We start from the raw sequence: 26,369 nt of genomic DNA, 5'->3' as shown, positions 1-26,369 counted from the left end.
ATGATCGAGTACCTGGTATTTGCAGCAGCATTCGGCCTCCTCCTGCTGGGGCTCCACCGGAAAGTCATCGCACGGGTACAGATGCGACCGGGCCCCCCCGTCTGGCAGGAGATCCTCCACGCCCTGAAGTTCTCGTTCAAGAGCACCTGGGTCCCGAAGACGGCGAGCAGCCTGCTCTACGTCGGGGTCGTGCTCATCGGCATCGGCATATGGAGCGCCGCGCTCTTCGTCGTCCTTGCGGGCGAGAGCATCCTGATCCTCTTTGCGATCTACATGCTGCACAAGGTCGTCGAGCACGGGTTCGGGCTCTCCTCGGGGTCGCCCTACGGCAAGTTCGGCGGCGTCCGGTCGGTCATATCCGCGGCCTCCGAGATCCCGCTCTTTGTGACGATCGCGGCGATCTACTTCTTCACGGACTCGCTCATGCTCCGTGACATCATCGCCTACCAGGCGGTCCACGGCCCGCTCCTCCTGATCGCCCCGCCTGCCGCGATAGCCATGTACCTCGTCATCCTCTCGAAACTGCCCTACGGCCCCTTCTCGATCGTCGAGAGTAAAGAACTCGTGAGCGGCTACAAGACCGAGCACTTCGGCGTCTGGCGGGCCGGGATCTCCGTGATCGACGGGCTGAAGACGTTCGTCCTCCTCTTCGCATTCGTCGCGATCTTCATCGGGGCCGTGCCGTTCTCTCTGGCCCTCGTCATCATGACGGTCGTCCTCGTATCACTCTCGTTCGTCTGCGCGGTAACACCCATGCTCTCGCCGTTTGACAGCGTCACCGTCCAGGGGATCATCACCCTGCTGATGGTCGGCTACGCCGCGGTTCTCTGGTGGGTGATGCCATGATCCGCAGGATGGTGCTCTTAGGGGCGGTCATCTACATCGTCATCGCGGTCCTGCAGTGGGTGACGAACCGGACGGTCTTTTACGAGGCGGTGGTCCTCTCCGGGATCCTTGTCGCCCTCTCGCTCGTCCATTACGCCACAGATGCAAAGAGGCTCAAGCAGCTCGAGATGGCGCTGCTCTGGCTGGTGATCGGCCTCTTTGTCGTCTATGCCCTCGCGAAGGCGGGAGGGATCGTATGACCGGCTACCTCTACGAGAAGGACCTCCGGCAGATGAAGTACACCATCCTGACGAGCACGCGACACGACGAGACCGTCCGGGCGATTGCCCGGTATCTCGGTATAGGTGAGGCAAAACTCCGGCGGACGATGCTCCGGCGGTTCGATATGTCCCTGCTTGAGAACCTCGAGTCCCGGTGGGAGATGGGGCAGGAGCACGCCGATAACGGTAATGCGGTCGCCCGGGAACTTGGCTGCGAACTCTTCACCCGGTTCGTGCCGCTTGTGGATACGGAAGTGATGCAGACCATATACAACGAGACAACAACGATGATACAGGAAGGTTCAGCCGCCGACGAGGCCCTCGAACGAGGAAGAGCACGGGTCCGGGAGGCGGTCCTCTCATGAGCATCCTCCAGGACATCAAGAACGCCGTCCGGTCACGGTCGATCCACGTCAGCTACGTCGACGTCGGGTCCTGCAACGGCTGCGACATCGAGGTGCTCGCCTGCCTTGCGCCGCGCTACGACATCGAACAGTACGGTATCTACGTCCACAACAACCCCCGGGAGGCCGACGTCCTCCTGGTCATCGGCTCCGTCACCCCGCAGTGGGTGGACAAACTCCGCGATATCTGGGAGAAGATCCCGGAGCCGAAGGTGGCCGTCGCGATCGGGAACTGCCCGATATCGGGGTGCGTCTATAACCGGAGGGGCTCCCTGACCACGCCGCCCGCCGAGAACTACATCCCCATCGCGGCAAGCGTGCCGGGCTGCCCGCCTCGCCCGACCGAGATCCTCTCCGCCATCCTCTCGGTCGCGCCGTTGATATTCAAAGACTACGAGGAGAAACTACAAACATGAAGAAGACCGTCGACGTATCCATACCCCTCGGCCCGGTGCACCCCTGCTGGAAGGAGCCTGCCCGTCTCAAGTGCGAGACGGCGGGCGAGCGGGTGCTCGGGGTCGAGGTCGAGCTCGGGTACATGAAGAAAGGGATCGAGCGGATCATGCGGGGCCGCCCCTGGCAGGAGGTGATGTTCCTTGCCGAACGTGTCTGCGGGATCTGTTCGGTCATCCACAACATGGTCTTCATCGAGGCGATGGAGGAGATCAGCGGTATCGCCGTGCCGCCGCGGGCGGCGTACCTCCGGGTCGTCGCGAACGAGCTCGACCGGATGGCAAGCCACATCCTCGCGAACTTCTCCTACTGCTACACGATCGAGCACGAGACGCTCGCGATGTACCTCCTGAACACCCGGGAGACCGTCCTCGACAACCTGGAGCGGCTCACGGGCTCCCGGATCAACACCGCCTACATGATCCCGGGCGGGGTCCGGTTCGACCTCCTCCCCGAGGATGGTGCGGCGCTGCTCGCCGACCTCGCGAAGGTGGAGGAGGAGATGAAGCGGCACGTCCGGATATTCGAGACCGGCCCCCTGATCGCTCTTCGGAGCAAAGGTATCGGGGTCATGAGCCGGGAAGAGGCGATCCGGTCCCATACCGTCGGCCCCACGGCCCGGGCGAGCGGCGTCGAGGACTCCGATCTCCGCCTCCGCCACCCGACCTACCGGGAACTCGGCTTTACCCAGATCACCCGGACGGAGGGCGACAACTTCGCCCGGATCATGGTCCGGTTCCAGGAGGTCTTCCAGAGCATTGACTTAATACGAAAATGCGTGGAAAACCTCCCCGAAGGGCCTATCCGGGGCGGCGGGTTCTGCAAGGCGGGCGAGACGTCGTATGCCGGCGAAGCCCCCCGCGGGGAGTTGACCTACGCCATCAAGACCGACGACTACGGGAGGGTGGTCGATATCGCGATCCGGACGCCCTCGATCATGAACATCGAGGCCTGCGCCCACGCGATGATCACCGACGCCGCGTCGATAGCGGACGTGACGTCGATCTTCATCAGCAGCGACCCCTGCATCGCGTGCAACGAGAGGTGAGGATATGCGATCGGTCATCTACTACCTGCGAGAGTTCCTCCGGCCGGAGTGGTTGAAGAAGTTCTTCACCGTGAAGACCGCGCCGCTCAAGACCCCCTCCTACTTCAAGGACTACCCGGTCCGGACGGATCAGGCGTGCACGGAGTGCCTCTCCTGCATGATGATCTGCCCTGCGCCCGGGGCCATCGCGGTCGTGCGGCGCAAAGACGAGTGCGGACCGGAGATCTACCCGGGCCACTGCATCCGGTGCGGCCTCTGCGTCGAGGCATGCCCGGAAGGCGTTCTCTCAAGCGGGCGGATCCTCGACGTCACCCGGCGCGATGGGACGGCGTTCTGGTCGTGGTACCACCTCCAGGTCGACGACAGCCTCTGCATGCGGTGCGGGAACTGCTGCGTCTCCTGCCCGGTCAACCGGGAGATCGACCCGCAACTCGGGGCGACGGGGACCTCCTCAAGCGACGAGGTGATCATGCGGATCGAGGGCGGCCGGGTGACGATACTCCACGAGGAGAAGTGCACGGGGTGCAAGACCTGCGAACTCAACTGCCCGAACCGGGCCATCCGGGTCGCCCGGATGGTGGAAGGGGTGCAGGTGGAGGAGGCGGAGGCATGATGTTTCTCATGATCACGGGCCGGACGGTGAACCAGGGCGTGACGGTCGAGAACAAGACTTCCGCCGCCTACGCGGCGGAGACCTCGACCTGCTTCATGCACGAGTTCGATATGCTGGAACTCGGGCTTGACGACGGAGATGCCGTCCGGGTGACGGGCCCCTGCGGGGAGGTCGTCATGCGGGCGGTTGCGTCGCCGGGGGTGGAAATCGGCGCCGTCTTTGTCCCCTACGGGCCCTACGCAAACCATATCGTCGCTGCCGACACCCACTCCACCGGGATGCCGGACTTCAAGTCGCATGAGGTGGCGATCGAACCGACGGATGAAGAACCGAAGACCGTTCACGGACTGATGGAAGACCTGGGAGGGCTTGCCTATGATCGTTAAGGACGCGGTCTGCCCGTTTTGCGGATGCCTCTGCGACGACATCGAGGTGGAGGTGGAGAACGACCGGGTGGTCGCTGTCGCAAACGCCTGTGAACTCGGCACGAAGAAGTTCATGGGCGAGAAGAGGCTGAAGAACCCGATCCTGCGCGATGGAGACGCGTGGAAGGATATCACCTACGATGAGGCGATCCGCTACGCCGCCGATATGCTCCTCTCTGCCGAGCGCCCGCTCCTCTACGGGTGGAGCGGGACCCACGGGGAGGCCCAGTGCGTGGGGGTGCACATGGCCGAGCTCGTCCGGGGCGTCATCGACAACACCTCCTCGGTCTGCCACGGGCCGTCGATCCTGGCCATCCAGGAGGTCGGGCACCCGGGATGCACCCTCGGGGTGGTGAAGAACCGGGCGGACCTCGTCATCTACTGGGGGTCGAACCCGATCGACGCCCACCCCCGCCACCTCTCGCGCTACACGCGCTACGCCGAAGGCTTCTTCCTCGATAACGCCTTCCGCGACCGGAAGGTGATCGTCGTCGACGTCAGGAAGACCCAGACCGCGAACATCGCCGACGAATTCGTCCAGATCAAACCCGGCGGGGACTATGCGGTCCTCTCCGCACTCCGGGCAATCGTCCGGGGGAAGACGGAGACGATCCCGCGGACGGTCGCGGGCGTTACCCGGGAGCAACTCATCCGGGTGGCGAACCTCTGCAAGAGTGCGAAGTTCGGGGCGGTCTACTTCGGCCTCGGCCTCACGATGACCCGCGGGAAGTACAAGAACATCAGGAACGCCATCGAGCTCGTTTCGGAGCTGAGCCGGCACACGAAGTTCACCATATCGGCGATGCGGGGCCACTACAACGTCTACGGGTCCAATGAAGTGAACACCTGGATGACCGGCTATCCCTTCGGGATCGACTTCTCCCGGGGGATCGCCTTCTACAACCCCGGGGAGACGACGGCGGTGGATATCCTGGCCCGGAAAGAGTGCGACGCGGCGCTGATCGTCGGAAGCGACCCGGCCGCCCACTTCCCGCGAAAGTGCCTGGAGCACCTCGCGGAGATCCCGGTGGTCCAGCTCGACCCCTACCCGAACGCCACGACCGCGTTCTGTAACGTCCAGATCCCGGTGGCGGTGACCGGGATCGATGCCGTGGGGACGGCATACCGGATGGATGGGGTGCCCATCCGGACGAGGCAGGTCCTCTCCACCGGCTATCCCTCCGACCGGGAGGTCCTCTTGAAGATGTATGCACTGATGCAGGAGGCGAAAGGGCAATGAGCGAACTTCTGATCAAGAACGCCTGTGTCATCGACCCGCTCCGGTCCATCAACGCCGAGACGATGGATATCGCCATCCACGACGGCAGGATCGTCGAGGAGGTGAGCGGTGCGGCGGAGGTGATCGACGTCCACGGCATGCTCACGATGCCGGGCGGGATCGATTCGCACACCCATATCTGTGGGACGAAGGTGAACTTCGGGCGCTACATGAGCCCTGAAGATATGCGAGCGGGGAGGACGCCCCGGCGCGGGCCGCTGCACGCCACGTCCGGCTACAGCGTCCCGACCACCTACGGCAACAGCTACCGCTACAGCGTGATGGGTTACACCACCCTGCTCGAGGGCGCGATGGCGCCGCTCGAGGCACGGCACACCCACGAGGAGTTCATCTACACGCCGCTCCAGGACACGATGGCGAACACCCTCTTCGACGGGAACTGGGGGATCATGGAGGCGGTCCGCGACGGCGATATCAAGCGCGTTGCAGCCATCATCGCCTGGACGCTCCGGGCGGTGAAGGGCTTCGGCGTCAAACTCACGAACCCCGGCGGCACCGAGGCCTGGCAGTGGGGCAAGAACGTCACGTGCATCCGCGACCCGGTCCCCTACTTCGAGGTGACGCCGGCCGAGATCATCCGGTCGGTCGTCGAGGCGAACGAGCTCCTCCACCTCCCGCACTCGGTCCACCTCCACTGTAACAACCTGGGCACCCCGGGGAACTACACCTGCACGCTCGGATCCTTCGGCCTCATCCCGGACCTGAACCCGAAGCGGCAGACGCTGTACGCGACGCACGTCCAGTTCCACGCCTACGGCGGGTCGGGGTGGAAGGACTTCTGCTCGAAGAGCGAGCCGATAGCAAGTTTCGTCAACATGCGCCCGCAGATCGTCATGGACATGGGGCAGGTGATGTTCGGCCGGACGACGACGATGACCGCCGACGGGCCGATGGAGTTCAACCTCTACCGGCTCCACCACGACAAGTGGAGCAACCACGACGTGGAACTCGAGACCGGCTCCGGGATCATCCCGGTCCTCTACCGGCGCAAGAACCTGGTCAACTCGATCATGTGGGCGATCGGCCTCGAACTCGCGCTCCTCACGAAGAGCCCCTGGCAGTGCCTGCTCACGACGGACAACCCGAACGGGGCGCCGTTCGTCAAATACCCGGAGATCATCGCCCTCCTGATGAGCAAGAAGTATCGCGACGCCGAGTTTGCAACGATCCACCCGGACACCGAATCGCGGGTGCCCCTCCCGGCGATCGAGCGGGAACTGGACTGGCACGAGATCGCGGTGATGACCCGGGCCGGTCAGGCAAGGGCGCTCGGGATCCAGGATATCGGGAAAGGCTATCTCGGGCCGGGCGCCTATGCGGACGTCGCTGTCTACCCCCTCCGGATCGATGAGGTGGACCCATCGGTTGACTACCAGAAGGTGATCGATGCGTTCGCCCGGACCGAGTACACGATCAAGCGGGGCAGGGTCGTCGCCAGGAGGGGCGAGTGCCTGATCGACGGGAGCAATGCCACGTTCTGGGTCAAGCCGAAGGTCTCCGACGCCTACGATATGGGGAAAGACCCTGAGTTCATCGAGAAGTTCGACCGCTACTACACGGTCCGGATGAGGAACTACCCGGTGCAGGAGGAGTACCTGAACCGGAACCGGTGCATCGAGACGGAGGCGGAGATATGATGAAGATCACGCTCACCATGAAACCCACCGCGAGGTCGTTCATCCCGATCGAGGCGGAGTCGATCGTCCCGAAGAACTTCCTTTCCGGCACCGATCTCCTGGTCTGGCGGGGAAACCGGGAGCTCAGGCTCGATGAGGTCTTCTTGGTCGCCGTGGAGGGGAGCGCCGACCGGGCGGAGGATGTCGAGGTCGTCTTATCGGGCGACACGTTCCGCCTGAAGCGGGTCGGCGAGTACATGGAGGCCGGGAAGGTCACCGTCCTCGGCGGTATCGGGATGCATTGCGGCAATTTCATGACCGGCGGGACGATCGAGGTCCACGGCGACGCCGACGGCTGGCTCGGGAGGGAGATGGGCGGCGGGACCATCATATGCCGGGGCAACGCCGCCGACTACTGTGCGTCGGGATACCGCGGCGGCAGGAAGGGGATGACCGGCGGCACCGTGGAGGTCTTCGGGAACGTCGGGGATTACCTCGCGGAGCAGATCGCCGGCGGGACCGTGATCGTCCACGGCGATGCCGGGGATATGGCCGGTGCGGAGATGCACGGCGGGATGCTCGTCATCCACGGCAACTGCCGCCGCCCGGCTGCGAACATGAAGGCCGGTTCCTGCTATGTCTACGGGACCGCGCAGGGGATGCTCCCTACATTCAAGAAGGTTGGTGCGGTTCAGCACGAGGGCCGCACGCTTATCCATTTCACCGGGGATATCGCGAATCGGGGAAAAGGAAACCTTTTTGTGAAGGACTACGTATATCTGGATTGATGGTCAGGCACGAGTGTGGGTTCGAGGCCCCGATTCACTGTAAGAAGTGCAGGAGACCGCTCTCCAGCAACGAACGTACGGGCCTTTTCTGCCCGCACTGCGGAAGGAGAGTGAGCATGCTCTGTCCCGGGTGCGGGCGTCTCTGGTGATCAGACCCGGTTCTTTACCCACTCGGCATACCGGGCCCGCAGCCGCTGGAGGTCCTGCTCCGTCAGGTCCTGCTTCCGGGTCCGGTGCAGGTACGACTCCAACTGCTCAACCACCCGTTCTGCGTCTAAAAAGTCATCGACGTCCAGGTAGATCGGTGCACGTCCGACGTTGATCGCCTCGCCGCACATCGGACAGAGCCTCCAGCGCTGGTAACGGTCCACGTAGGTGAAGGTCTTGCAGCCCGGACAGCGGATGACGAGATACATTCTTAGAGGGAATGTGCAGGCGGGTGGATTTATAGTTATCCATCCGGTCTTCTTTTGTGATTGAAGGTGCTATGTGGGGCGATGCTCGAAGAACGGCTGTCGATGAATCAGGAGTTCGCGCATCAGGTGATTGCGATGCAGAATGGGTTTTTGACAATAAGGCAGTCCCCATGCGCTGGACCGTGGAAGTATCGCCATGGGGGGAACGACGCTCCGCAGGAGCGGAGTTCGAGCACCGAAGGTGCGAAGTGGGGCTGACGGGGAGGGGGGCTCGCCCCCCTCCCCTGTCTCCACGGTACGGAAACGCGTGTAACCCCCACCCCGCCCGGCCTTCGGCCTCCTCATTCACACCTGCGGTGCTCAAACTCCCTCCCCTGCGGGGAAGTCGTTCCCCGCCCCTGAGGGGCGGGGGCAGTGCGTGACGATATTCACCACGGTCCACTGCACCGGGCTCGTTCCTCGTTCGATTGTTTTGTCCTTCGCGACCGTATTGGCTATTCTCCACCTCTTCACTCCTTCCGGGTCCCCCGCGGCGCGAGATCCCTCACCGCCGGCCCGTGGATCACCCTCCCGTCGGCATCGTAGCGGGAGCCGTGGCAGGGGCAGTCCCAGGTCTCTTCGGCGCTGTTCCAGGCGACGACGCACCCGAGATGGGTGCAGGTGGGGTTGACCGCGTGGACCCTCCCCTCCCGGTCCCGGAAGACCCCGGCCTTCTCGCCCTCGACTATCAGGATCTTCCCCTCCCCGGGGGGGATGTCCCGGAGGTCCCCGGCCGGCCGGGATATCGCGCCGCCGATGTATTTCTCGGCAACCTCGATGTTATGGACGAGGAACCGCCGGACCGATGCCGCCGGCTTGAACCGGTCGGGGGCGTAGACCTCCGTCCAGGGGTTCGTGCGGCCCTGGATCATGTCGGTGAGGATCATCGCCGCCGCGGTGCCGTTGGTCATCCCCCACTTCCGGAAGCCCGTCGCGATGTAGACGTTCTCGTGGCCGGCGGCGAGCGGGCCGATGTAAGGGACGCCGTCGATGGTGATGTAGTCCTCCGCCGACCAGCGGTAGTCGACGGCGGTGGACGGGTAGACCGACCGGGCATAGGCTTCGAGGGCGCGGTAGTGCTCCCGCGTATCCACGTTCTCGCCGGCCCGGTGCTCCATGCCGCCGACGAGCACCAGTTCGCCGGCATCGGTGGGCTGCGACCGCCAGGAGTGGACGGTCCCCTCGGCGTTGATGAAGAGCCCGTCCGGGAACACCTCGCCGGTCCGGACGCCGAGGACGTAGGAGCGCGAAGGCTCCATCCGGGAGTAGTAGAACCCGGGGCCGTCGTAGAAGGGGTAGTGGGTCGCGAGGACGACGTTTCGTGCCGTGACGGTCCCGAGCGCCGTCCTGACAGTGCAGGAGTCCCTGCCGTCCTGCACCTCAAGCGCCCGGGTCTCCTCGAAGATGTAACTCCCGTCGCCCGGTATGAAGGAAGCGAGGTGCCTGAGGTACTTCAGCGGGTGGAACTGCGCCTGGTCGGCGAACCGGACCGCCCCGTAGGTCCGCCCGGGGAGCCCGATCTCCTCCACGAACGTCGCCGGGAGGCCGAGGCTCCGTGCCGCGTCCGCTTCGGCCATGACGAGGTCGCGGGAGTCCTCCGACTCCGCGTAGGTGTAGGCGGGTCTCCTGACAAAATCGCAGGGGATCCCGTACTCCCGGACGAACGATGCGATCGTCTCGATCGCCGCCTGGTTGGCGTCGGCGTACTGCTTCGCCTGCCCGCCCCCGAACCGGGAGACCAGCTCCCGGTAGATGAGCCGGTGGAGCGAGGTCACCTTCGCCGTCGTGTGGCCGGTCACCCCCCGGTAGATCCTCCCCCCCTCGATCACGGCGACCGTGTAGCCTGCCTGCTTGAGCAGGACGGCGGTGGTGATCCCGGTGATACCGCCGCCCACGACCGCCACGTCGGTCTCCAGGTTCCCCGGCAGGGGGGGATGCGACGTCTCGGGGGTGGTCTCCATCCAGAACGACTCGTGCCTGCCCGGCAGGCCATACACCGGACCCGGTCCATGCTCCATAGGTTACGCCTCCTTCTGCCCGCCGGCCCCGGCGGGTGCCGGGAAAGGGCGGCGGGCGGTCACCATTATGCCGGGACCATATATAGGTGCGCCCTCCCGGTCTCACTTCCGCACGACCTTCTTCCCCTTCAGGTCCCTCACCGTCGGGCTCCCGAGCACCCTCCCGCGGGCATCGTAGCGGGAGCCGTGGCAGGGGCAGTCCCAGGACCTTTCCGCGTTGTTCCAGGCGACGGTGCAGCCCATGTGCATGCAGGTCGGGTCCAGCGTCTGGATCCCGCCGCGTCCATCCCGGACGACCGCGACCTTCTGCCCGCCCGCCTCGACGATCTTCCCCTCCCCGGGCGGTATCGCCGCGACCTCCCGGTCGAACCGGCCGGCCTCGACCTCGATCGTCCCCCCGGCGGCCTCGAGTCTCTTCCGGGCCCGGTCGGGGAACTCAGGCTGCTCCCGGAACCGGGAGGGGTCGAAGACCTCCGCCCAGGGGTTCGTGCGACCCCGGATCATATCGGTGAGGATCATCCCCGCCGCCGTGCCGGTGGCCATCCCCCACTTCCCAAATCCCGTCGCGACATAGACGCGGTCGTGGCCTTCGGCGAGCGGGCCGATATAGGGGACACGGTCGAGGGTGATGTAGTCCTGCGCCGACCAGTGATAGTCGACGGCCCTGACCGGGTAGACCGACCGGGCGTAGGCCTCGAGGCTCCGGTAATGCGCCCGGGTATCGGTCACCGTCCCGGTGTCGTGCGGCGCCCCGGTGACGATGACGAGGTCGCCGTCGCCGGCGGGCTGCGACCGCCAGGAGTGGACGGGTCCCGCGGCGTTGATGAAGATCCCGTTCGGGAACGGCTCATCGATACGGATGCCGAGCGCATACGACCTCGACGGGTGCATCCGGGCGAAGTAGGCGCCGGGCTGGTCATAGATCGGGTACTGCGTGGCGAGGACCGCGTAGCGGGAGCTGAGCGAGCCCCGGTCGGTCTTCACCGTGACGCCGCCCGCCCGCTCCTCGATGTCGAGGGCTCTCGTCATCTCAAAGACGTAACTCCCCTCCCCCGGGAGGTGCCCGGCGAGGAGCAGGAGGTAATTACGCGGGTGAAACTGCGCCTGGTCCTCGAGGACCACCGCCCCGTGCATCCTGCCCGGCAAGGGGACTTCTTCCGTGAAGACCGCCGGAAGGCCGAGGCTCTTTGCCGCGTCCGCCTCGGCCATGACGAGGTCGCGGTCCTCCTCCGACTCCGCGTAGGTGTAGGCGGGTTTCCGCTCAAAACTGCACGGGATGTTGTACTCCCGGACGAGGGACGCGACCTGCTCGATCCCTGCCTGGTTCGCAGCGGCATACTGCCGGGCCTTCACGCTCCCGAACCGGTCGATCAGGTCGGCGTAGACGAGGCGGTGGAGCGCCGTGATCTTCGCCGTCGTATAGCCGGTGGCGCCGGTGGCGATCCGGTAGGCGTCGATGAGGGCGACCGTCAGCCCCGCCTTCTTCAGGAGGAAGGCCGTGGTGATGCCTGCAATCCCGCCGCCGATCACCGTGACGTCCACGCGCCCGTCTCCGTCGAGCGGCAAAAACCCCGTCTCCGGCGAGGTGGCCATCCAGTAGGACTCCGCCGTTCCCGGCAGAGTATCATCCCGTTCCGGTGCCTCTTCCATGTTTCTTCCTCTCTTTGCTGATGGGTGCCGCGGCACCTATATATCGTTATGCAGGAGCGGCATCTGCCGGGACTCACCGGTATGCATAAGAACGAACGCTTCGATGCAGGAGCGATCGGGATGAGCGTGATTCACACAATCGGAGACTACGAACAGTATGTCGGAAAAGAGGTCGTGCGCCGCATCGAAGCGAAGGCACGACCGCTCTACGACATGCATGTCCTGCACATGAACTCCACCTACTACGGCGGCGGGGTATCCCAGATCCTCTCCTCCCTGACGCTCCTGATGAACAGCCTCGGCATAGAGACCGGGTGGCGCGTCGTCCACGGCCCGCCGGACTACTTCAGCGTGACGAAGAAGTTTCACAACGCCCTCCAGGGGGCCGAGATCAACCTGACCGGCCGGAAGAAGGAGATCTACGAGAACGTCATTCACGAGAACGCCGTGAGGAACCACATCGACCACGACATCGTCTTCGTCCACGACCCGCAGCCGCTCCCGCTGATCACCCATTACCGGAAGAAGTGCCCCTGGGTGTGGCGTTGCCACCTCGACCTCACCACGCCGAACCGGAAGGTCTGGGACTACCTGGCCCCGTTCATCGAGAAATACGACGCCGTCGTCCTCTCTTGCGGGGAGTACCGGCAGGATCTCGCGAGACCGCAGGTCTTCTTCACGCCCGGGATCGACCCGTTTTCCATCGTGAACAAGGACCTCTCCGAGAGCGCCATCGACGAGCGCCTCGCGCACTACGGCATCCCGACCGATCTCCCCCTGGTGGTGCAGGTCTCCCGGTTCGATCGCTGGAAAGACCCCGTTGGGGTCCTCCGCGCGTTCGAGAAAGCCCGGAAGGAGGAGGAGTGCACTCTGGTTCTCGTCGGGAACGTGGCGACCGACGACCCGGAGGGCGCCGAGGTCTACCGGTCGCTCCTCGCCCACAGAAACGAGCGGGTCATCGTGCTGAGCGTCCAGGACGGGGCGCTGGTGAACGCACTCCAGCGGCGGGCGGCGGTCGTCCTGCAGAAGTCCCTCCGGGAAGGGTTCGGGCTGACGGTCTCAGAAGCGATGTGGAAGGGTGCGGCGGTGATCGGCGGAGACGTCGGCGGGATCCGTTACCAGATCCAGGATGGAAAGACCGGATTCCTGGTCTCCTCCGTCGATGAGACAGCGGAGAGGATCGTCCGGCTGCTCCGCGACCCCGACCTCGCAGAGCGGCTCGGGCGCGCGGCGCGCGAGCGGGTGCGGGAGCACTTTCTCTTCACCCGCACCGTCGAGCAGTACCTCGACCTGATCGCCTCGTTCGAGCCGGAGTTCCGGCTGAGGGAAGGCGTGGGGTTACCCTGCGGGTGAGCTGTGGGGGAGTGGGTCTCCTCTGCCTGCGCACCTGTTGGTGCTCAAACTCATGTCCTGTCGATAGGCGTTCGTATCGGATTGACTGCTCCTATGCACGGCTTTGGAGGGTATATCGCCACGCACTGCCCGCCCCCAGGGGGCGGAACGACTTCCCCGTAGGGGAAGGAGTTTGAGCACCGATAGGTGCGACTGAGGAGCGCGAAGCGCGGGCGGTGGGGGACTTTTGAGGAGAGCCATCTGGTGTGAGGAGACAGGGGAGGGGGGCATGCTCCCCCCTCGAAGCCCAACGGCTTCTCATGCTCCGCTCCTTCGGGAGCATCGCACTCCCCGTCAGCCCCACTCGAAGACCTTCGGTCTTCTCAAACTCCCTCCGGTCACACTTCGCATCTTCGGTGCTCGAACTCCGCTCTTCGAAGCCAGAAGGCTTCTCAAACTCCTGTCCTACGGGCAGTCGTTCTCCGGAGCGTCGTTCCCCCAATGGCGATAAGCGACTGGCCGAAGGGCAGGAGCTCGAGCACCAGAGGTGCGCAGTCCCCCACGGTCCACTGCATGGGGAAACTCCAGAGAAGAACCGTGCACGGCTTCCCACCGACAGTCCAAGACCTTTGGTCTTCTCCTGCTCCTGCCCTTCGGCCAGTCGCATATCGCCACGCACTGCCCCCGCCCCTGAGGGGCTGGGAACGACTGTCCGAAGGACAGGAGTTTGAGCACCGTTAGGTGCGAACGAGGAGGCCGAAGGCCGGGCGGGGTGGGGGCTACAGGTATCGCGGGAGGTGGAGACAGGAGAGGGGAATACTCTCCCTCTCGCACCTTCCTCGCATCAGTCATTTTTTCCGCCGCGCCCGGCCGGAATCACGAGTAATCCCCACAATCCGTCAGAGCCCCCTGCGTGAAAACCCGAGCATTTTTCTGCATGCGGAGACGACCACTGATTGTGAGTTCCATGGATATCCAGGTAATCGGTGTTTTGGGCCTCCCCCTGATACAGCAGGGCGACGATCTGCCTGCTCTCATCTGCGATCGTGTCGCATTCGAAGACGGAGACATCCTTGTCGTCGCCTCATCGGTCTACTCGAAAGCAAAGGGCTTCACACGCAATCTCGCCGGCATCACCCCCGGTGCGGACGCCGTGCGGATCGCGGCAAAGACAAAGGAAGACCCCCGCTTCGTGCAGGCGGTGCTGGACTCGTCCACCGAGATCCTGCTTGAATACCCGTTCATCCTCTCGGAGCTGCCCTCCGGCCACATCGGCGTGCGGGCAGGCGTCGACCACAGCAACATCGAAGACGGCCGGCTCATCATCCTCCCGCCCGACCCCATGGGGGCTGCCGCAGAGGTCCGGGACGCGGTCCGCCGGATCACGGGAAAGGATGTCCGGGTGATCATCACCGACACCTGCGGCAGGTCGTTTCGGCGCGGACAGACCGGCATCGCCATCGGGTGGGCGGGAATGACGGCGATCAACGATTACCGGGGCGACACCGACCTCTTCGGCCATGTCCTCGAGATCACCGAAGAAGCGGTGGTCGACGAGGTTGCAGCCTTCGCCAACTTCGTCATGGGCGAGAGCCACCAGGGTGTCCCTGCCGTGGTCTTCAGGAACTGCCGGACCTGGAAGGGTCACGATATGGTCTACTTCACGCCGGAGCAGGACGTCGTCAGGGCCGCCCTGAAAGAGAACAAAAAGGATTAGAAGAGAGCATTGAGGATAAAGACTGCAGCTCCGGTCACGATGGTCAGGACGATCACGACCTTCGGGTCGATGTGGACGGCGCGGTGATCTTCGCTGTCGTAGTAGTTGACCAGGCCGGCAGAGGATACCAGTCTTCCGCCAGATTTTTTCGCCATACTCAAATATTCTCCCTCGCAATATATAAAACAAAGGTCGCAGGATGCAGCAGAGATCATACGTCGTCACCGGCCGGGCGCTCATCGGCGAAGACCTCCGGGAAGAAGATGTCAGCATCACCGTCTCCGGGGGTATCGTCACCGCGATAGAGCCCTCTTTTGGGACGCCGGACCGGTGGATCGTGCCCGCCTTCTTCAACGCCCATACCCATCTCGGCGACACCGTCGCGATGGACCTCCCCGCCCGGGGCAGCCTCGCCGACCTCGTCAAACCGCCGAACGGGTTGAAACACCGGATCCTTGCGGCGACCCCGCGGGTCGACCTCGTCTCCGGGATGCGGTCGAGCATCATGACGATGGTCGCGACCGGGACGACCGGGTTTGCCGACTTCCGGGAAGGGGGGGCCGACGGGGTTGCGGCGCTCCGCGAGGCGGCGGCCGGTCTCGGCTGCCGGCCCGTCATCCTCGGCCGCGAAGGCGGCGAGACGGTCAGCGACGGGGCGGGCATCAGCAGCGTCCACGACGTGAAAAACGCCGAAGAGGTCGTCAGGGAGGCACGGGCCGCGGGAAGACTCGTCGCCTTCCACGCCGGGGAGAAGAACCCGGACGATATCGACGAGGCGCTCGCGTTCGAACCCGACCTGCTCGTCCACTGCACCCACGCAACCGACGCACACCTCAGGCGGATCGTTGAAGCGGGGATTCCTATCGTCGTCTGCCCGCGGTCGAACTGGCTGCTCGGGGTTGCGGCATCGGCGGCTCACCCGCCGATAGCGCGCATCCTCGAACTCGGCGGCCGGTTCCTTCTCGGGACGGACAACGTCATGTTCGTTCAGCCGGATCTCCTCCAGGAGATGGCGTTTACGGCAACCGTCTACCGCGCGCCCCCTGCAGAGGTCCTGCGTGCCGCGATCGCCGGTGCGGGCCTCGCCGGGAGATCCGGATACCTCGAAGAGGGGCAGGAAGCGCATTTCGTTGTCGTAAACCCGGCGAAATCCAACCTCGCCTTCAGCAAAGATATCCGGACAACCATTGTAAAGCGGCTGAATTCTTCATCTATCGAACAAACTGTTTTAACCCTGCAGTAGAAACCAAATACGAAGTATCTGTTCTGCGTGGTGTGTATGTTCCGTACGATACTTGTTGCTATAGACGGTTCCGAACCTGCTAGCCGGGCTTTCGACGAGGCTCTCGGTGAGGCCAGCGTTTGGAAGGCCAAAGTTCACGTCGTTTATGTAGTTGAATCCGGGCTCTTTTCGTCCCTTCCCATGGACAACACACTCGAAATCATCTATAGTGTTTTGCAGAAGGAAGGCGAGGATATCCTTGCAGCGGCCCGTAAAAAGGGAGAGGCTGCGGGCGTCTCGGTCACGACGCATCTCCGGCAGGGGCATGCGGGATCCCAGATCGTTGCCCTCGCCGAAGAGCTGGGAGCCGATCGCATCTTCCTCGGGTCCTACGGGAAGAGCGGCGTCGATCGTCTCCTGCTCGGGAGCGTGACCGACTACGTGGTGCAGAACAGCCCCATCACGACGACGGTGGTGAGATCATAACCTCTTCAGGGCAGATGCTCGTCCGGGACTTCATGATCACCGACGTCGTCTGCATTGAGATCCCCGGAAACCGTGACGATGTCCTGCGTATCCTGAAACGCACGGGTATCAGCGGAGTCCCGGTCCTCAAAGCCGGCGAGCTCGTCGGCATCATCACCCGAAAGGACCTCCTCCGGAAAGCGGACGAGACCCAGCTCGGGCTCCTGATGACGCCTGACCCGGTCGTCATCAGGCCGGACGCTCCCATCTCGGAGGCGGCCCAGCTGATGGTCCGGCATAACATCAGGAGGCTCCCGGTCGTGGAGAACGGGGCGATGATCGGGCTCATCAGCGTGGCCGACCTCATCGGCGCCATCGCCCAGCTGCGCCCCAACCTGCCGATCAAGGACAACTGCATCAGCAAGACCTATGCCCTCTGGGAGGAGACGCCCCTCTCGCTCGTGGGAAGGATCCTCGAGATATCGGGCTACGACGCCATCCCCATCCTGATGGAGGACGGGACCCTGACCGGCATCATATCGGAACGCGACCTCATACGGCACTCCCGCATCGAGGACGGTGTCGAGGTCAGCGACTTCTCGAACGGCACCGACGACGACGAATGGACCTGGGAGAGCATCCGGGATATGCACACCATCAGCTACGGCACCTCCCGGATCCAGCTCCTCCCGATCCCGGTGAAGAACGCGATGGTCAAGAACGTCCTCGCCGTCCCCCTGAACGCGGAGGTCGGCGAGTGTGCGCTGAAGATGCGGCGGGCCCGGGTCGACCAGCTCCCGGTGGTCAACGGGAACAAGCGGCTCGTCGCCATGCTCTTCGATCGGGAGTTGATCAAAGTCCTGCTGCCCGACCAGCAGGGCTTGCGAAAGAGTTAAGGGGCAATATTCATATACCATATAGTGCTTATCTTGTCGCACGGGAGTCCCGTACGACGATAAATTTATGTTTTATGGTATCACTATACGCTTAACCGCTTTTGAGCGAGATAAAGCGTTTTAAAGATTTTAGGGGTGCTTCAATGGTTGATATTTCCCAACAGGTTATGACAGGTACGACCACGGTAGGGCTGATCTTCGACGGTGGTGTGGTTCTTGCGACCGAGATGCGGGCGACGATGGGGAACATGATCGCGAGCAAGCGGGCCAAGAAGATCTACCAGATCACGCCGAGGATCGGTCTCACCACCGCCGGCGGCGTCGGTGACGCGCAGCAGCTGGTCCGGATCCTGCAGGTAGAGTGCAACCTCTTCGAGATGCGCCGCGGCAAGACCATGTCTGTGGGTGCCGCATCGACCCTGCTCTCGAACTACCTGAACCAGAACCGTTACTATCCTTACTACGTCCAGCTCCTCATGGGCGGGTTCGACGACGAGGGGCCGAGCGTCTACTCCGTCGACGCCATGGGCGGGGCGACCAGGGAGGAGGACATCGTCGCCACCGGCTCGGGGTCTCCCTTCGCCTACGGTGTGCTCGAAGACCAGTACCGGGCCGATATGAAGGAGGACGAGGCGAAAGACCTCGCCGTCCGCGCTGTCCGGTCGGCGATGCGCCGTGACTCGGCATCCGGGGAGGACATCATGGTGGTCGTGATCACGAAAGACAAATACGAAGAACACATAGAGAGCGGACTGCAGAGGCCATCTGCGGCCCGTTCGACATCCTGACACTTTTTAGGACGATTTTAATGGTTATTGAAGAGAAACTGCGGGAGCTTAAGGAGCAGATCGAGAAGATCGTCCCGAGCGGAATTACGATCTCAAATGTCGAGTTTGAAGGACCCGAACTCGTCATCTATACCGATGATCCGAAGCAGTTCGCCGATCAGGCGGACCTGATAAAGGTACTGGCACGCGATCTCCGCAAGCGCATCGTCGTGCGCCCGAACATCCTTGAGGACCCGGAGCGGGCGGCCCAGGAGATCCGGGCCGTTGTGCCGGAGAACGCGGGGATATCCGAGTTCTTCTTCGACCCGGAGACGGGCGAAGTCCTGATCGAGGCGGAGAAGCCCGGCGTGGTCATCGGCAAGAACGGCATAACGCTCCGGGAGATCACCAAGCAGATCGGCTGGACGCCGAAAGTCGTCCGGACACCGCCCATCGAGAGCACGACGGTGAAGCAGATCCGGACCTACCTCCGGTCGGTGAAGGACGAGCGAAAGGCGTTCCTGCGGACGATCGGCCGCCGTATCCACCGGGAGGTCACGAGCAAAGACCAGTGGCTGCGGGTCACCACGCTCGGGTGCTGCCGTGAGGTCGGCCGCGCTGCGTTCCTGGTATCAACACCGGAGAGCAAGATCCTGGTGGACTGCGGGGAGAAGCCCGGCAACATCGCGAACGGGACGCCCTACCTCTACGTCCCCGAGATCTATCCCCTTGACTCGCTCGATGCGGTGGTCCTCACCCACGCGCACCTCGACCACTGCGCTCTCGTCCCCCTCCTCTTCAAGTACGGCTACGAAGGCCCGGTCTACTCGACCGCGCCGACGCGGGACCTCTCGACGATGCTCCAGCTCGATTACCTGGACGTCGTCCGGAAGGAGACGGACAAGATCCCCTACACCTCAAACGAGGTGCGCACCTACATGAAGCACTCCATCACGCTCAACTACGGCAGCGTGACCGATATCGCCCCCGACGTCAAACTCACCTTCCATAACGCGGGGCACATCCTCGGGTCGGCGATCGCGCACTTCCATATCGGTGAGGGGCTCTACAACATCGCGTTCACCGGGGACTTCAACTACCAGAAGACACGGCTCTTCTCCCCTGCGGTATCCTCCTTCCCCCGCCTGGAGGCGCTCTTCATGGAGAGCACCTACGGCGGGGCGAACGACAACCAGCCCCAGAGGAAAGACGCCGAGGATAAACTCTACGAGACCGTCTCGGCGACGATCAACCGCGGCGGCAAGGTGATCATCCCCGCGTTCGCCGTCGGCCGGTCGCAGGAGGTCATGCTCGCCCTCGAGGAGGGGATCCGGAAGAAGCGGATCCCGCCGGTGAAGATCTACCTCGACGGCATGATCAAGGAAGCGACGGCGATCCACACGACCTACCCGGAGTACCTCAACAGCGATCTCCGAAACCAGATCTTCCGCGAGGGGCTGAACCCCTTCCTCTCCGAGGCCTTCGTCCAGGTGGACTCGCCGGCCATCCGTGAGAAGGTGATCGGGGGCGACCCCTGTGTCATCATCACGACAAGCGGTATGCTGAACGGCGGACCGGTGATGGAGTACCTCAAGGCCCTCGGCCCCGACGAGCGCAACACCCTCGTCTTCGTCGGCTACCAGGCGGAGGGAACGCTCGGCCGGCGTATCCAGAAGGGGTGGCGCGAGATCCCGCTCGGGTGGCGCGAGACGATCGTGATCAACCTCGAGATCGCGACGAGCGATGGGTTCTCCGGCCACTCGGACAGGAAGCAGCTGATGAACTACGTCGCCCACCTCCAGCCGCGCCCGGAGAAGATCTTCACCATCCACGGCGACGAGAACAAGACCCTCGACCTTGCAAGTTCCATCTACAAGCGGCACCGTATCGAGACGCACTCCCCCATGAACCTCGAGACCTACCGCATGCTCTAGAATGGCGCGGAACTTCCCCATCCTTCTCGGGATATTCGTGGTGATGGCGTTATCAAACGCCGTCGTCCCGGTCCTCCCCGATTTTGCCGAAGGGGCGGCAATGCAGGGCGCGGTCTACGCCGCATACTTTTTGGGTGCGTTTGTTGCGGTGCTGCCGGCAGGGATGGCAAGCGACCGGATAGGCAGCGTGCCGCTCATCCGCGCCGGGCTTCTCCTGACTCTCGCGAGCGGTATCCTCATCCTGCTCTATCCTTTCGGCCTGCCGCTCCTCGTCTTCCGGGTGGCCGAAGGGATCGGGGCCGGGCTCTTCCTCTCGGCGGCGCTTGCATGGGCGAACTCCCAACCGTCGGCCGGGCAGCTCAGCGGGTACGTGATGGCGTCCCTGAATCTCGGTCTGGTCGTGGGGCTCCTCGCGACGGGCTGGCTCGATGCCGCCCTCGACAGTCATCTTGCCGGGATTGCTTTCTTTACGGTGCTTGCCGTTCCCGTGGTCGGGATGGGGTTCACGGTCCGGGAGAGCGAGCGCGTGGGTTTTGCGAGAGCGAACCTCCCCGGGATCGTCCGGAACTACTTCTGGCTCTTTGTCGCAGCAGTCGTCCTGGTGGGGATGACCGGGGCGGTGGCGGCCGTCTACCCGGAGTACACCGGGAGCGACCCGTCGGTGCTCGCCCTGCAACTCGCGACGATCAACATCGCGAGCGTCGTCGCCGTGCTCGTCGCCCCCCGGATCAACTTCCATCCCGTCCCGACCATCCGGGTCTCCTCGATCCTGATGGCGGGAGCGGTCGTGGCGGGCTATTTTACCCCTTATGCCTTTCCCGCCATCGGGGCTCTTTCCGGGGTGATCATCGTCGCGATTCTTGCGTTCCTTGCGGAGACGAGAGTCCAGCAGGGCGTGATGACCGGGCTCTTCAACACCGCATCCTACGCCGGGTTCACGTTCCTCTCCGCCCTTGCGGGGTTTGCCGCCGGGATGTTCGGATTCCTGGCCGCGTTTCTCCTGCTTGCCGGGATGGCGGCGGCGGTGGCCATTCCTATCGGTAGGTGCCGGTGCGAGCACACCGGGTGACCGAGCGCATATTACCACCTTCGCCCATAGGATCATCCATGAAGATGCTGATCAACGGCGAGTGGCGCGACTCGGTCTCCGGGAAGGTCTTTACAGTCCAGAACCCCGCCACGGGGGACGTCATCGAGGAGGCGCCCCTCGGCGGCGAAGAGGACGTCCGCTCGGCCGTCGAGGCCGCCGGGGAGGCGTTTGCGGACTGGTCCGCAAAGAGTCAGAGGGACCGCTCAAAGGTCCTCTTCTTCGCGGCAGTTGAGGTGCGTCGCAGGAACACCGACCTTGCAGCGCTCCTGACCGCCGAGCAGGGGAAACCCATTCGTGAAGCGGTCGACGAGATCAACGGGTTTGCAAACATCCTCGAGTACTACCATGCCCTCTCTGCGGGCGGGCGGGGGGAGTACCAGGACCTCAAAGGCTACGGCCGGACGCTCGTCCGGCGGCGGCCGCTCGGCATCTGCGGCGCGATCATCCCCTGGAACATGCCGGCGATTATCATGGGCTGGAAGATCGGTCCGGCCCTCGTGGCGGGGAACACGGTGGTCCTGAAGCCCGCCCGGACCGCCCCGCTGACCTGCACGAGACTCGCGGAGATCCTCGGGGGTGCAGGCCTCCCGCCCGGTGTCTTGAACGTCGTCACCGGGCCGGGGGAGACGGTCGGCCGGGAGATCGCGAGGAACCCGTCCATCCGGAAGGTCTCGTTCACCGGCGAGGTCGAGACTGGAAAGCAGGTCGCCCGGGATGCCGCCCCGGCCTTGAAGCGGGTCACGCTGGAACTCGGGGGGAGCGACCCGATGATCGTCGCGGGCGACGCCGATATCGGGAAGGCGGTCGAGGGGGTCATCCGGGGGCGGTACTACAACTGCGGTCAGGTCTGCACGGCGGTGAAGAGGCTCTACGTTGACGAGTCGATCGCGGACGAGTTCGTCCGGCGCCTGACGGCACGGGTCGAGACGATCGCGGTCGGGAACGGTATGGACCGCGGCGTCGAGATGGGGCCGCTGAACAACCGTGCGGGGCTTCACCGGGTCGCCGGCCTGGTGGAGGCCGTCCGGGAACGGGGCGAGGGTGCGATCGTCGCGGGCGGGCGGGCGCCAGGGGGGGAGGAGTACGACCGGGGGCTCTTCTTCCTGCCGACGCTCATCACCGGCGTGCCGCACGACTCCCCGCTCTTCACAGAGGAGGTCTTCGGCCCGGTGCTGCCGGTCGCGACCGTCTCGGGGTTCGATGAGGCGCTGGCACTGGCGAACAACAGCCGGTACGGTCTCGGGGCGTCGGTATGGACCCGGAACGCGGATCTGATCGCCCGGGCAACGGAGGAACTCGAGGCGGGGATCGTCTGGGTCAACCAGCACCTGAAGATCCCTCCGGAGGTGCCGTTTGGGGGGACGAAGGAGAGCGGTATCGGCAGGGAGAACGGCAGCCGGGCGCTGGAGGAGTATACGGAGGATCAGGCGGTTCTCGTGCGGCTGTAGGCCAGAAGACCCCAACCCGAAATTATCACAAAATTTTTATAATCTGATACGTATCCTTCCCCTCTCCCCAGGGGGGAATGGTAGTATGAGACGATGGACAACGCTATGCGTATGTATTCTCGTCCTTCTCGCGATGCCGTTTGCTGTAACGGCGGCGGTGGTGGGAGACGGGAATGCAACGCCGACACCCGGGAATGATACCGGGCAGATGGACAACCAGACCGCTGATATGACGATCGCCGCCTATATCGGCCAGGACCAGAACCTGACGAGGCTGGCTACAGCGGTCAGTGCGGCCGGGCTCTTTGACACCCTCAACTCCGGAGGACCCTACACGCTCTTTGCTCCGAGCAATGATGCGTTCAACGCGCTCGGCAACGAGACCGTGGGGCAGCTCATGAACGATACCACCAACCTGACCACGGTTCTCCAGTACCATGTTGTCCAGGGGGAGTACACCTCGGCGGACCTCATGAGCATGGCGGGCAGCCAGACCGGCAACCAGACCGGAAACCAGACGGGGAACCAGACCGGGAATCAGACCGGAGGCGGGATTCTCGAGATCGTCAGCGGACTTCTTGGTATGGGGGGCGGGAGCGAGAACATGACGACGCTCACGACGCTCGCCGGTGAAGACCTGAACGTCACCGTCGTCGACGGCAAGGTCATGGTCGAGAATGCCACTGTCACCATGGCGGACATCAACGCGACGAACGGCGTGATCCACGTCATCGACCAGGTGCTGGTGCCTGCAAGTGTGAACCTGACGGCGGAGAGCCAGACCGGGGTGCAGACCACCACGATGCCGACCGAGACGGTGGCCACCACGACACCGACGGGGGCCGTGGCGAACCAGACCATGCTGATCGGCATCGTGCAGTGAGGTGATGTAACCGGGGTGGAGGACGGTAAGCACCGATACCGGCCCCCCCGGAACCGTCCGGACGGCTATCAGGCCTGTTCCGGACCGTAAACACCCTTTTGCCTTTTCCCGGAGAGAGTGCCACGGGTTTTGCTGATTTCTTCTGCCGGGGAGGAGGAACGGCCAGGCCTTTTCCTGAGGAGGATCTGTTCTCACGGTGATGAATATGGAGAGACCTGGTCTTTATTCGACCCATTTGGGAGCTCGGGATTATTATCGTAATATTTTTATATGACGTTGAATATTCTCTTGCCCGCAAGGGGGGATATGTATGAAACGACATTTACTGCTTGGTTTCTGCCTCGTTCTTCTCCTGTCACTCACTGCCGCAACTACGGCAGTCTTGATTGGAGAGGGGCCTGCCGAACTGAGCCCTGATGAGACTGTGAACATCACACCTGTGAACAGTACTGAATCGTATGAAGTAGGGCAAGCGACCGTGCTTGGAACACTCGATGTGGTCTCGACCCTCGGAGCGTTTGAGTACCAGGTTGCCGACGACCTGCCTCCGGAAGAGGGGAATCTCAGCATTCTATCGATTGCAGGGATTGAGAACGAGATCGTGAACGGGACTCCGAACAACTGGACGTTCTGGCTGAACGATGTGGAGGGCACGACCGGACCCGCGGTGACGAACGTGACCAACGGGGACAATCTGACCTTCTCCTACGGGCCCCCAGATCATACCCTGGAGGACGCCCTGTACACGCTTGTGGTGAACGTGACCATCACCGGGAACGTAACCCCGACCCCGACCGGGAATGTGACGCCGACCCCGACCGGGAACGTCACTCCGACCCCGACCGGGAACGTCACGCCGACCCCGACCGGGAACGTCACTCCGACCCCGACCGGGAACGTCACTCCGACCCCGACCGGGAACGTCACTCCGACCCCGACCGGGAACGTGACGCCGATGCCAACGGGGAACGTGACGCCGCCCACTGAAGCGAACGTCACCATCGTCGAGCCCATGGATGGCGCGACCCTCCCGGCCGGGAACGTCACGGTGAGCGTGAACGTCACGAACTTTACGCTGGTCGAGCCGGCCGGGCAGCCGAACGCGCCGGGCGAGGGCCACCTGCACTACTACCTTGACGCCGTGGTGCCGACGAACGAGAGTGAGCCTGCCATCCCGGCGACCGGCGGCTATGTCATCTCCACGAACCTCACCCACACCTGGGAGAATGTGACGGCAGGTGAGCACAACCTCTCGGTCCAGGCGGTCAACAACGACCACACGCCGCTCATCCCGCTCGTCTTCCAGACGGTGAACGTCACCGTCGGCGGCGAGAATGTGACGCCGATGCCGACCGGGAACGTGACCCCGACACCGACCGGGAACGTGACCCCGACACCGACCGGGAACGTGACGCCGACACCGACGGGGAACGTGACCCCGACACCGACGGAGAACGTGACCCCGACACCGACGGGGAACGTGACGCCGATGCCGACGGAGAACGTGACCCCGATGCCGACGGGGAACGTGACGCCGATGCCGACCGGGAACGTGACCCCAATGCCGACCGGGAACGTGACCCCGCCCACTGAGGCGAACGTCACCATCGTCGAGCCCATGGATGGCGCGACCCTCCCGGCCGGGAACGTCACGGTGAGCGTGAATGTCACGAACTTCACGCTGGTCGAGCCGGCCGGGCAGCCGAACGCGCCGGGCGAAGGGCACCTGCACTACTACCTTGACGCCGTGGTGCCGACGAATGAGAGCGAGCCCGCGGTTCCGGAGTTCGGCGGCTATGTTATCTCCACGAACCTCACCCACACCTGGGAGAACGTGACGGCAGGTGAGCACAACCTCTCGGTCCAGCTGGTCAACAACGACCACACGCCGCTCATCCCGCTCGTCTTCCAGACGGTGAACGTCACGGTCGGTGGCGAGAATGTGACGCCGATCCCGACGGAGAACGTGACGCCGACGCCGACGGAGAATGTAACGCCGACCCCGACCGGGAACGTGACTCCGACACCGACGGAGAACGTGACCCCGATGCCGACGGAGAACGTGACCCCGATGCCGACGGAGAACGTGACCCCGATGCCGACCGGGAACGTGACCCCGACACCGACCGGGAACGTGACTCCGACACCGACGATGAACGTCACCCCGATGCCGACGATGAACGTGACCCCGACGCCGACGGTGACACCGCCTGGAGGCGCGATCACCCGCGAGATCGTTGAAGGGCTCTCGGAAGAGGAGAACCTGACGATATTCGTTGGGGCCCTGAACAACTCGACTATCGGCGAGACTCTCGATGAGAACGCGAGTTACGTCATATGTGCTCCGACCAATGACGCATTTGCCGGTATCGACAACCAGACGCTCTCGGTTATCCTGAACGACACGACACTCCTCAACACTATCATCGGGTACCATATCATCCAGGGGGACTACACGATCGAAGAACTCTTGATGCTGTGCCAGAACTCGACCGACGGCCAGATCTCTCTGCCGACCGTTGAGGGGAGGGATGTCAATGTCTCGTTTGTCAACGGCCAGCTGACCATCAACAACTTCATCGTCATAACCCAGATCCAGATCACGAACAACATCGTCGTCTACGTGATCGACGGTGTCCTGATCCCACCGGGTTCCGGGATCCCGACCCCGACGCCGACGATGAACGTGACTCCGACACCGACGATGAACGTGACTCCGACACCGACGATGAACGTGAC

At 63.7% G+C, this 26,369-nt stretch carries 25 protein-coding genes; 21 read left to right on the top strand and 4 right to left on the bottom strand.

Going from position 1 to position 26,369, the window contains the following annotated elements:
• Genes V6K60_RS09255 through V6K60_RS09210 form a run of 10 tightly spaced genes read left to right on the top strand, consistent with a single transcriptional unit; the run spans position 1 to position 7,753 of the window.
• Positions 1 to 846: a respiratory chain complex I subunit 1 family protein gene (locus tag V6K60_RS09255; RefSeq protein WP_332450237.1), complete on the top strand. Its 846-nt coding sequence runs from the start codon at positions 1 to 3 to the stop codon at positions 844 to 846.
• Positions 843 to 1,085, top strand: a complete 243-nt coding sequence (locus V6K60_RS09250; protein WP_332450236.1) for a hypothetical protein — start codon at positions 843 to 845, stop codon at positions 1,083 to 1,085. Before V6K60_RS09255 ends, V6K60_RS09250 begins: the two co-directional genes overlap by 4 nt.
• Positions 1,082 to 1,471: a DUF1959 family protein gene (locus V6K60_RS09245; RefSeq protein WP_332450235.1), complete on the top strand. Its 390-nt coding sequence runs from the start codon at positions 1,082 to 1,084 to the stop codon at positions 1,469 to 1,471. Before V6K60_RS09250 ends, V6K60_RS09245 begins: the two co-directional genes overlap by 4 nt.
• Positions 1,468 to 1,926, top strand: a complete 459-nt coding sequence (locus tag V6K60_RS09240) for an NADH-quinone oxidoreductase subunit B family protein (RefSeq protein ID WP_332450234.1) — start codon at positions 1,468 to 1,470, stop codon at positions 1,924 to 1,926. Before V6K60_RS09245 ends, V6K60_RS09240 begins: the two co-directional genes overlap by 4 nt.
• Positions 1,923 to 3,011: a hydrogenase large subunit gene (locus V6K60_RS09235; RefSeq protein ID WP_332450233.1), complete on the top strand. Its 1,089-nt coding sequence runs from the start codon at positions 1,923 to 1,925 to the stop codon at positions 3,009 to 3,011. The genes V6K60_RS09240 and V6K60_RS09235 overlap by 4 nt, the downstream gene beginning before the upstream one ends.
• 4 nt (positions 3,012 to 3,015) lie before the next feature.
• Positions 3,016 to 3,624, top strand: coding sequence for a 4Fe-4S binding protein (locus V6K60_RS09230; RefSeq protein WP_332450232.1), 609 nt, complete (start codon positions 3,016 to 3,018; stop codon positions 3,622 to 3,624).
• Complete coding sequence (locus V6K60_RS09225; protein ID WP_332450231.1) at positions 3,621 to 4,010, top strand: molybdopterin dinucleotide binding domain-containing protein; 390 nt, start codon at positions 3,621 to 3,623, stop codon at positions 4,008 to 4,010. The genes V6K60_RS09230 and V6K60_RS09225 overlap by 4 nt, the downstream gene beginning before the upstream one ends.
• On the top strand, positions 4,000 to 5,289 hold the full coding sequence (locus V6K60_RS09220) for a formylmethanofuran dehydrogenase subunit B (protein WP_332450230.1): 1,290 nt from the start codon (positions 4,000 to 4,002) through the stop codon (positions 5,287 to 5,289). The genes V6K60_RS09225 and V6K60_RS09220 overlap by 11 nt, the downstream gene beginning before the upstream one ends.
• Positions 5,286 to 6,986: a formylmethanofuran dehydrogenase subunit A gene (locus V6K60_RS09215; RefSeq protein WP_332450229.1), complete on the top strand. Its 1,701-nt coding sequence runs from the start codon at positions 5,286 to 5,288 to the stop codon at positions 6,984 to 6,986. The genes V6K60_RS09220 and V6K60_RS09215 overlap by 4 nt, the downstream gene beginning before the upstream one ends.
• Entirely contained in the window at positions 6,983 to 7,753 is a 771-nt protein-coding gene (locus V6K60_RS09210) for a formylmethanofuran dehydrogenase subunit C (protein WP_332450228.1), read from the top strand. Before V6K60_RS09215 ends, V6K60_RS09210 begins: the two co-directional genes overlap by 4 nt.
• 149 nt (positions 7,754 to 7,902) lie before the next feature.
• Here V6K60_RS09210 and V6K60_RS09205 read toward each other — a convergent pair whose 3' ends face one another.
• The 3 genes from V6K60_RS09205 to V6K60_RS09195 all read right to left on the bottom strand — a co-directional run bounded on the left by V6K60_RS09205 (position 7,903) and on the right by V6K60_RS09195 (position 11,876).
• The gene (locus tag V6K60_RS09205; protein WP_332450227.1) at positions 7,903 to 8,169 is read right to left on the bottom strand and encodes a DUF1922 domain-containing protein; all 267 of its coding nucleotides are present in this window, start codon (positions 8,167 to 8,169) and stop codon (positions 7,903 to 7,905) included.
• Between the two features lie 509 nt (positions 8,170 to 8,678).
• Positions 8,679 to 10,226: an FAD-dependent oxidoreductase gene (locus tag V6K60_RS09200; protein ID WP_332450226.1), complete on the bottom strand. Its 1,548-nt coding sequence runs from the start codon at positions 10,224 to 10,226 to the stop codon at positions 8,679 to 8,681.
• Between the two features lie 102 nt (positions 10,227 to 10,328).
• On the bottom strand, positions 10,329 to 11,876 hold the full coding sequence (locus tag V6K60_RS09195; RefSeq protein ID WP_332450225.1) for an FAD-dependent oxidoreductase: 1,548 nt from the start codon (positions 11,874 to 11,876) through the stop codon (positions 10,329 to 10,331).
• A gap of 48 nt (positions 11,877 to 11,924) precedes the next feature.
• Here V6K60_RS09195 and V6K60_RS09190 point away from each other — a divergent pair, with 48 nt between their 5' ends.
• Positions 11,925 to 13,229, top strand: coding sequence for a glycosyltransferase (locus V6K60_RS09190; protein WP_332450224.1), 1,305 nt, complete (start codon positions 11,925 to 11,927; stop codon positions 13,227 to 13,229).
• A 946-nt stretch (positions 13,230 to 14,175) separates the two neighbouring features.
• Positions 14,176 to 14,925 (top strand): coenzyme F420-0:L-glutamate ligase, encoded by a 750-nt coding sequence (locus V6K60_RS09185; protein WP_332450248.1) that lies wholly within the window; start codon positions 14,176 to 14,178, stop codon positions 14,923 to 14,925.
• Here the strand turns inward: V6K60_RS09185 and V6K60_RS09180 are convergent.
• Entirely contained in the window at positions 14,922 to 15,080 is a 159-nt protein-coding gene (locus tag V6K60_RS09180; RefSeq protein ID WP_332450223.1) for a preprotein translocase subunit Sec61beta, read from the bottom strand. The two genes, V6K60_RS09185 and V6K60_RS09180, sit on opposite strands and share 4 nt — an antisense overlap.
• A 44-nt stretch (positions 15,081 to 15,124) precedes the next feature.
• Between V6K60_RS09180 and V6K60_RS09175 the strand changes: the two genes are divergently transcribed.
• From V6K60_RS09175 to V6K60_RS09135, 9 genes are all read left to right on the top strand, one after another.
• Positions 15,125 to 16,168 carry an amidohydrolase family protein gene (locus V6K60_RS09175; RefSeq protein WP_332450222.1) on the top strand — a complete coding sequence of 348 codons (1,044 nt, stop codon included), beginning with the start codon at positions 15,125 to 15,127 and terminating at the stop codon, positions 16,166 to 16,168.
• 36 nt (positions 16,169 to 16,204) lie between these two features.
• Positions 16,205 to 16,633 carry a universal stress protein gene (locus tag V6K60_RS09170; RefSeq protein WP_332450221.1) on the top strand — a complete coding sequence of 143 codons (429 nt, stop codon included), beginning with the start codon at positions 16,205 to 16,207 and terminating at the stop codon, positions 16,631 to 16,633.
• A gap of 14 nt (positions 16,634 to 16,647) precedes the next feature.
• Positions 16,648 to 17,508 (top strand): CBS domain-containing protein, encoded by an 861-nt coding sequence (locus V6K60_RS09165; protein ID WP_332450220.1) that lies wholly within the window; start codon positions 16,648 to 16,650, stop codon positions 17,506 to 17,508.
• A gap of 143 nt (positions 17,509 to 17,651) precedes the next feature.
• The gene (psmB, locus tag V6K60_RS09160) at positions 17,652 to 18,296 is read left to right on the top strand and encodes an archaeal proteasome endopeptidase complex subunit beta (RefSeq protein WP_332450219.1); all 645 of its coding nucleotides are present in this window, start codon (positions 17,652 to 17,654) and stop codon (positions 18,294 to 18,296) included.
• Positions 18,297 to 18,316: 20 nt separating this feature from the next.
• A complete protein-coding gene (locus V6K60_RS09155) occupies positions 18,317 to 20,209 on the top strand; it encodes a beta-CASP ribonuclease aCPSF1 (protein ID WP_332450218.1) in 1,893 nt (630 codons plus the stop codon).
• 1 nt (position 20,210) lies between these two features.
• Entirely contained in the window at positions 20,211 to 21,278 is a 1,068-nt protein-coding gene (locus V6K60_RS09150) for an MFS transporter (protein WP_332450217.1), read from the top strand.
• A gap of 38 nt (positions 21,279 to 21,316) precedes the next feature.
• On the top strand, positions 21,317 to 22,747 hold the full coding sequence (locus tag V6K60_RS09145) for an aldehyde dehydrogenase family protein (protein WP_332450216.1): 1,431 nt from the start codon (positions 21,317 to 21,319) through the stop codon (positions 22,745 to 22,747).
• Positions 22,748 to 22,832: 85 nt separating this feature from the next.
• Positions 22,833 to 23,630, top strand: a complete 798-nt coding sequence (locus V6K60_RS09140; protein WP_332450215.1) for a fasciclin domain-containing protein — start codon at positions 22,833 to 22,835, stop codon at positions 23,628 to 23,630.
• A 478-nt stretch (positions 23,631 to 24,108) separates the two neighbouring features.
• Positions 24,109 to 26,369 (top strand): fasciclin domain-containing protein (locus V6K60_RS09135; protein WP_332450214.1); only part of this gene is annotated, 2,261 nt, incomplete at its 3' end.

Source organism: Methanoculleus sp. (genome assembly GCF_036677455.1).
Lineage (GTDB): Archaea > Halobacteriota > Methanomicrobia > Methanomicrobiales > Methanoculleaceae > Methanoculleus.
Note: the sequence above shows the minus strand (reverse complement) of the source record. Positions and strands in the feature narration are given on the sequence as shown.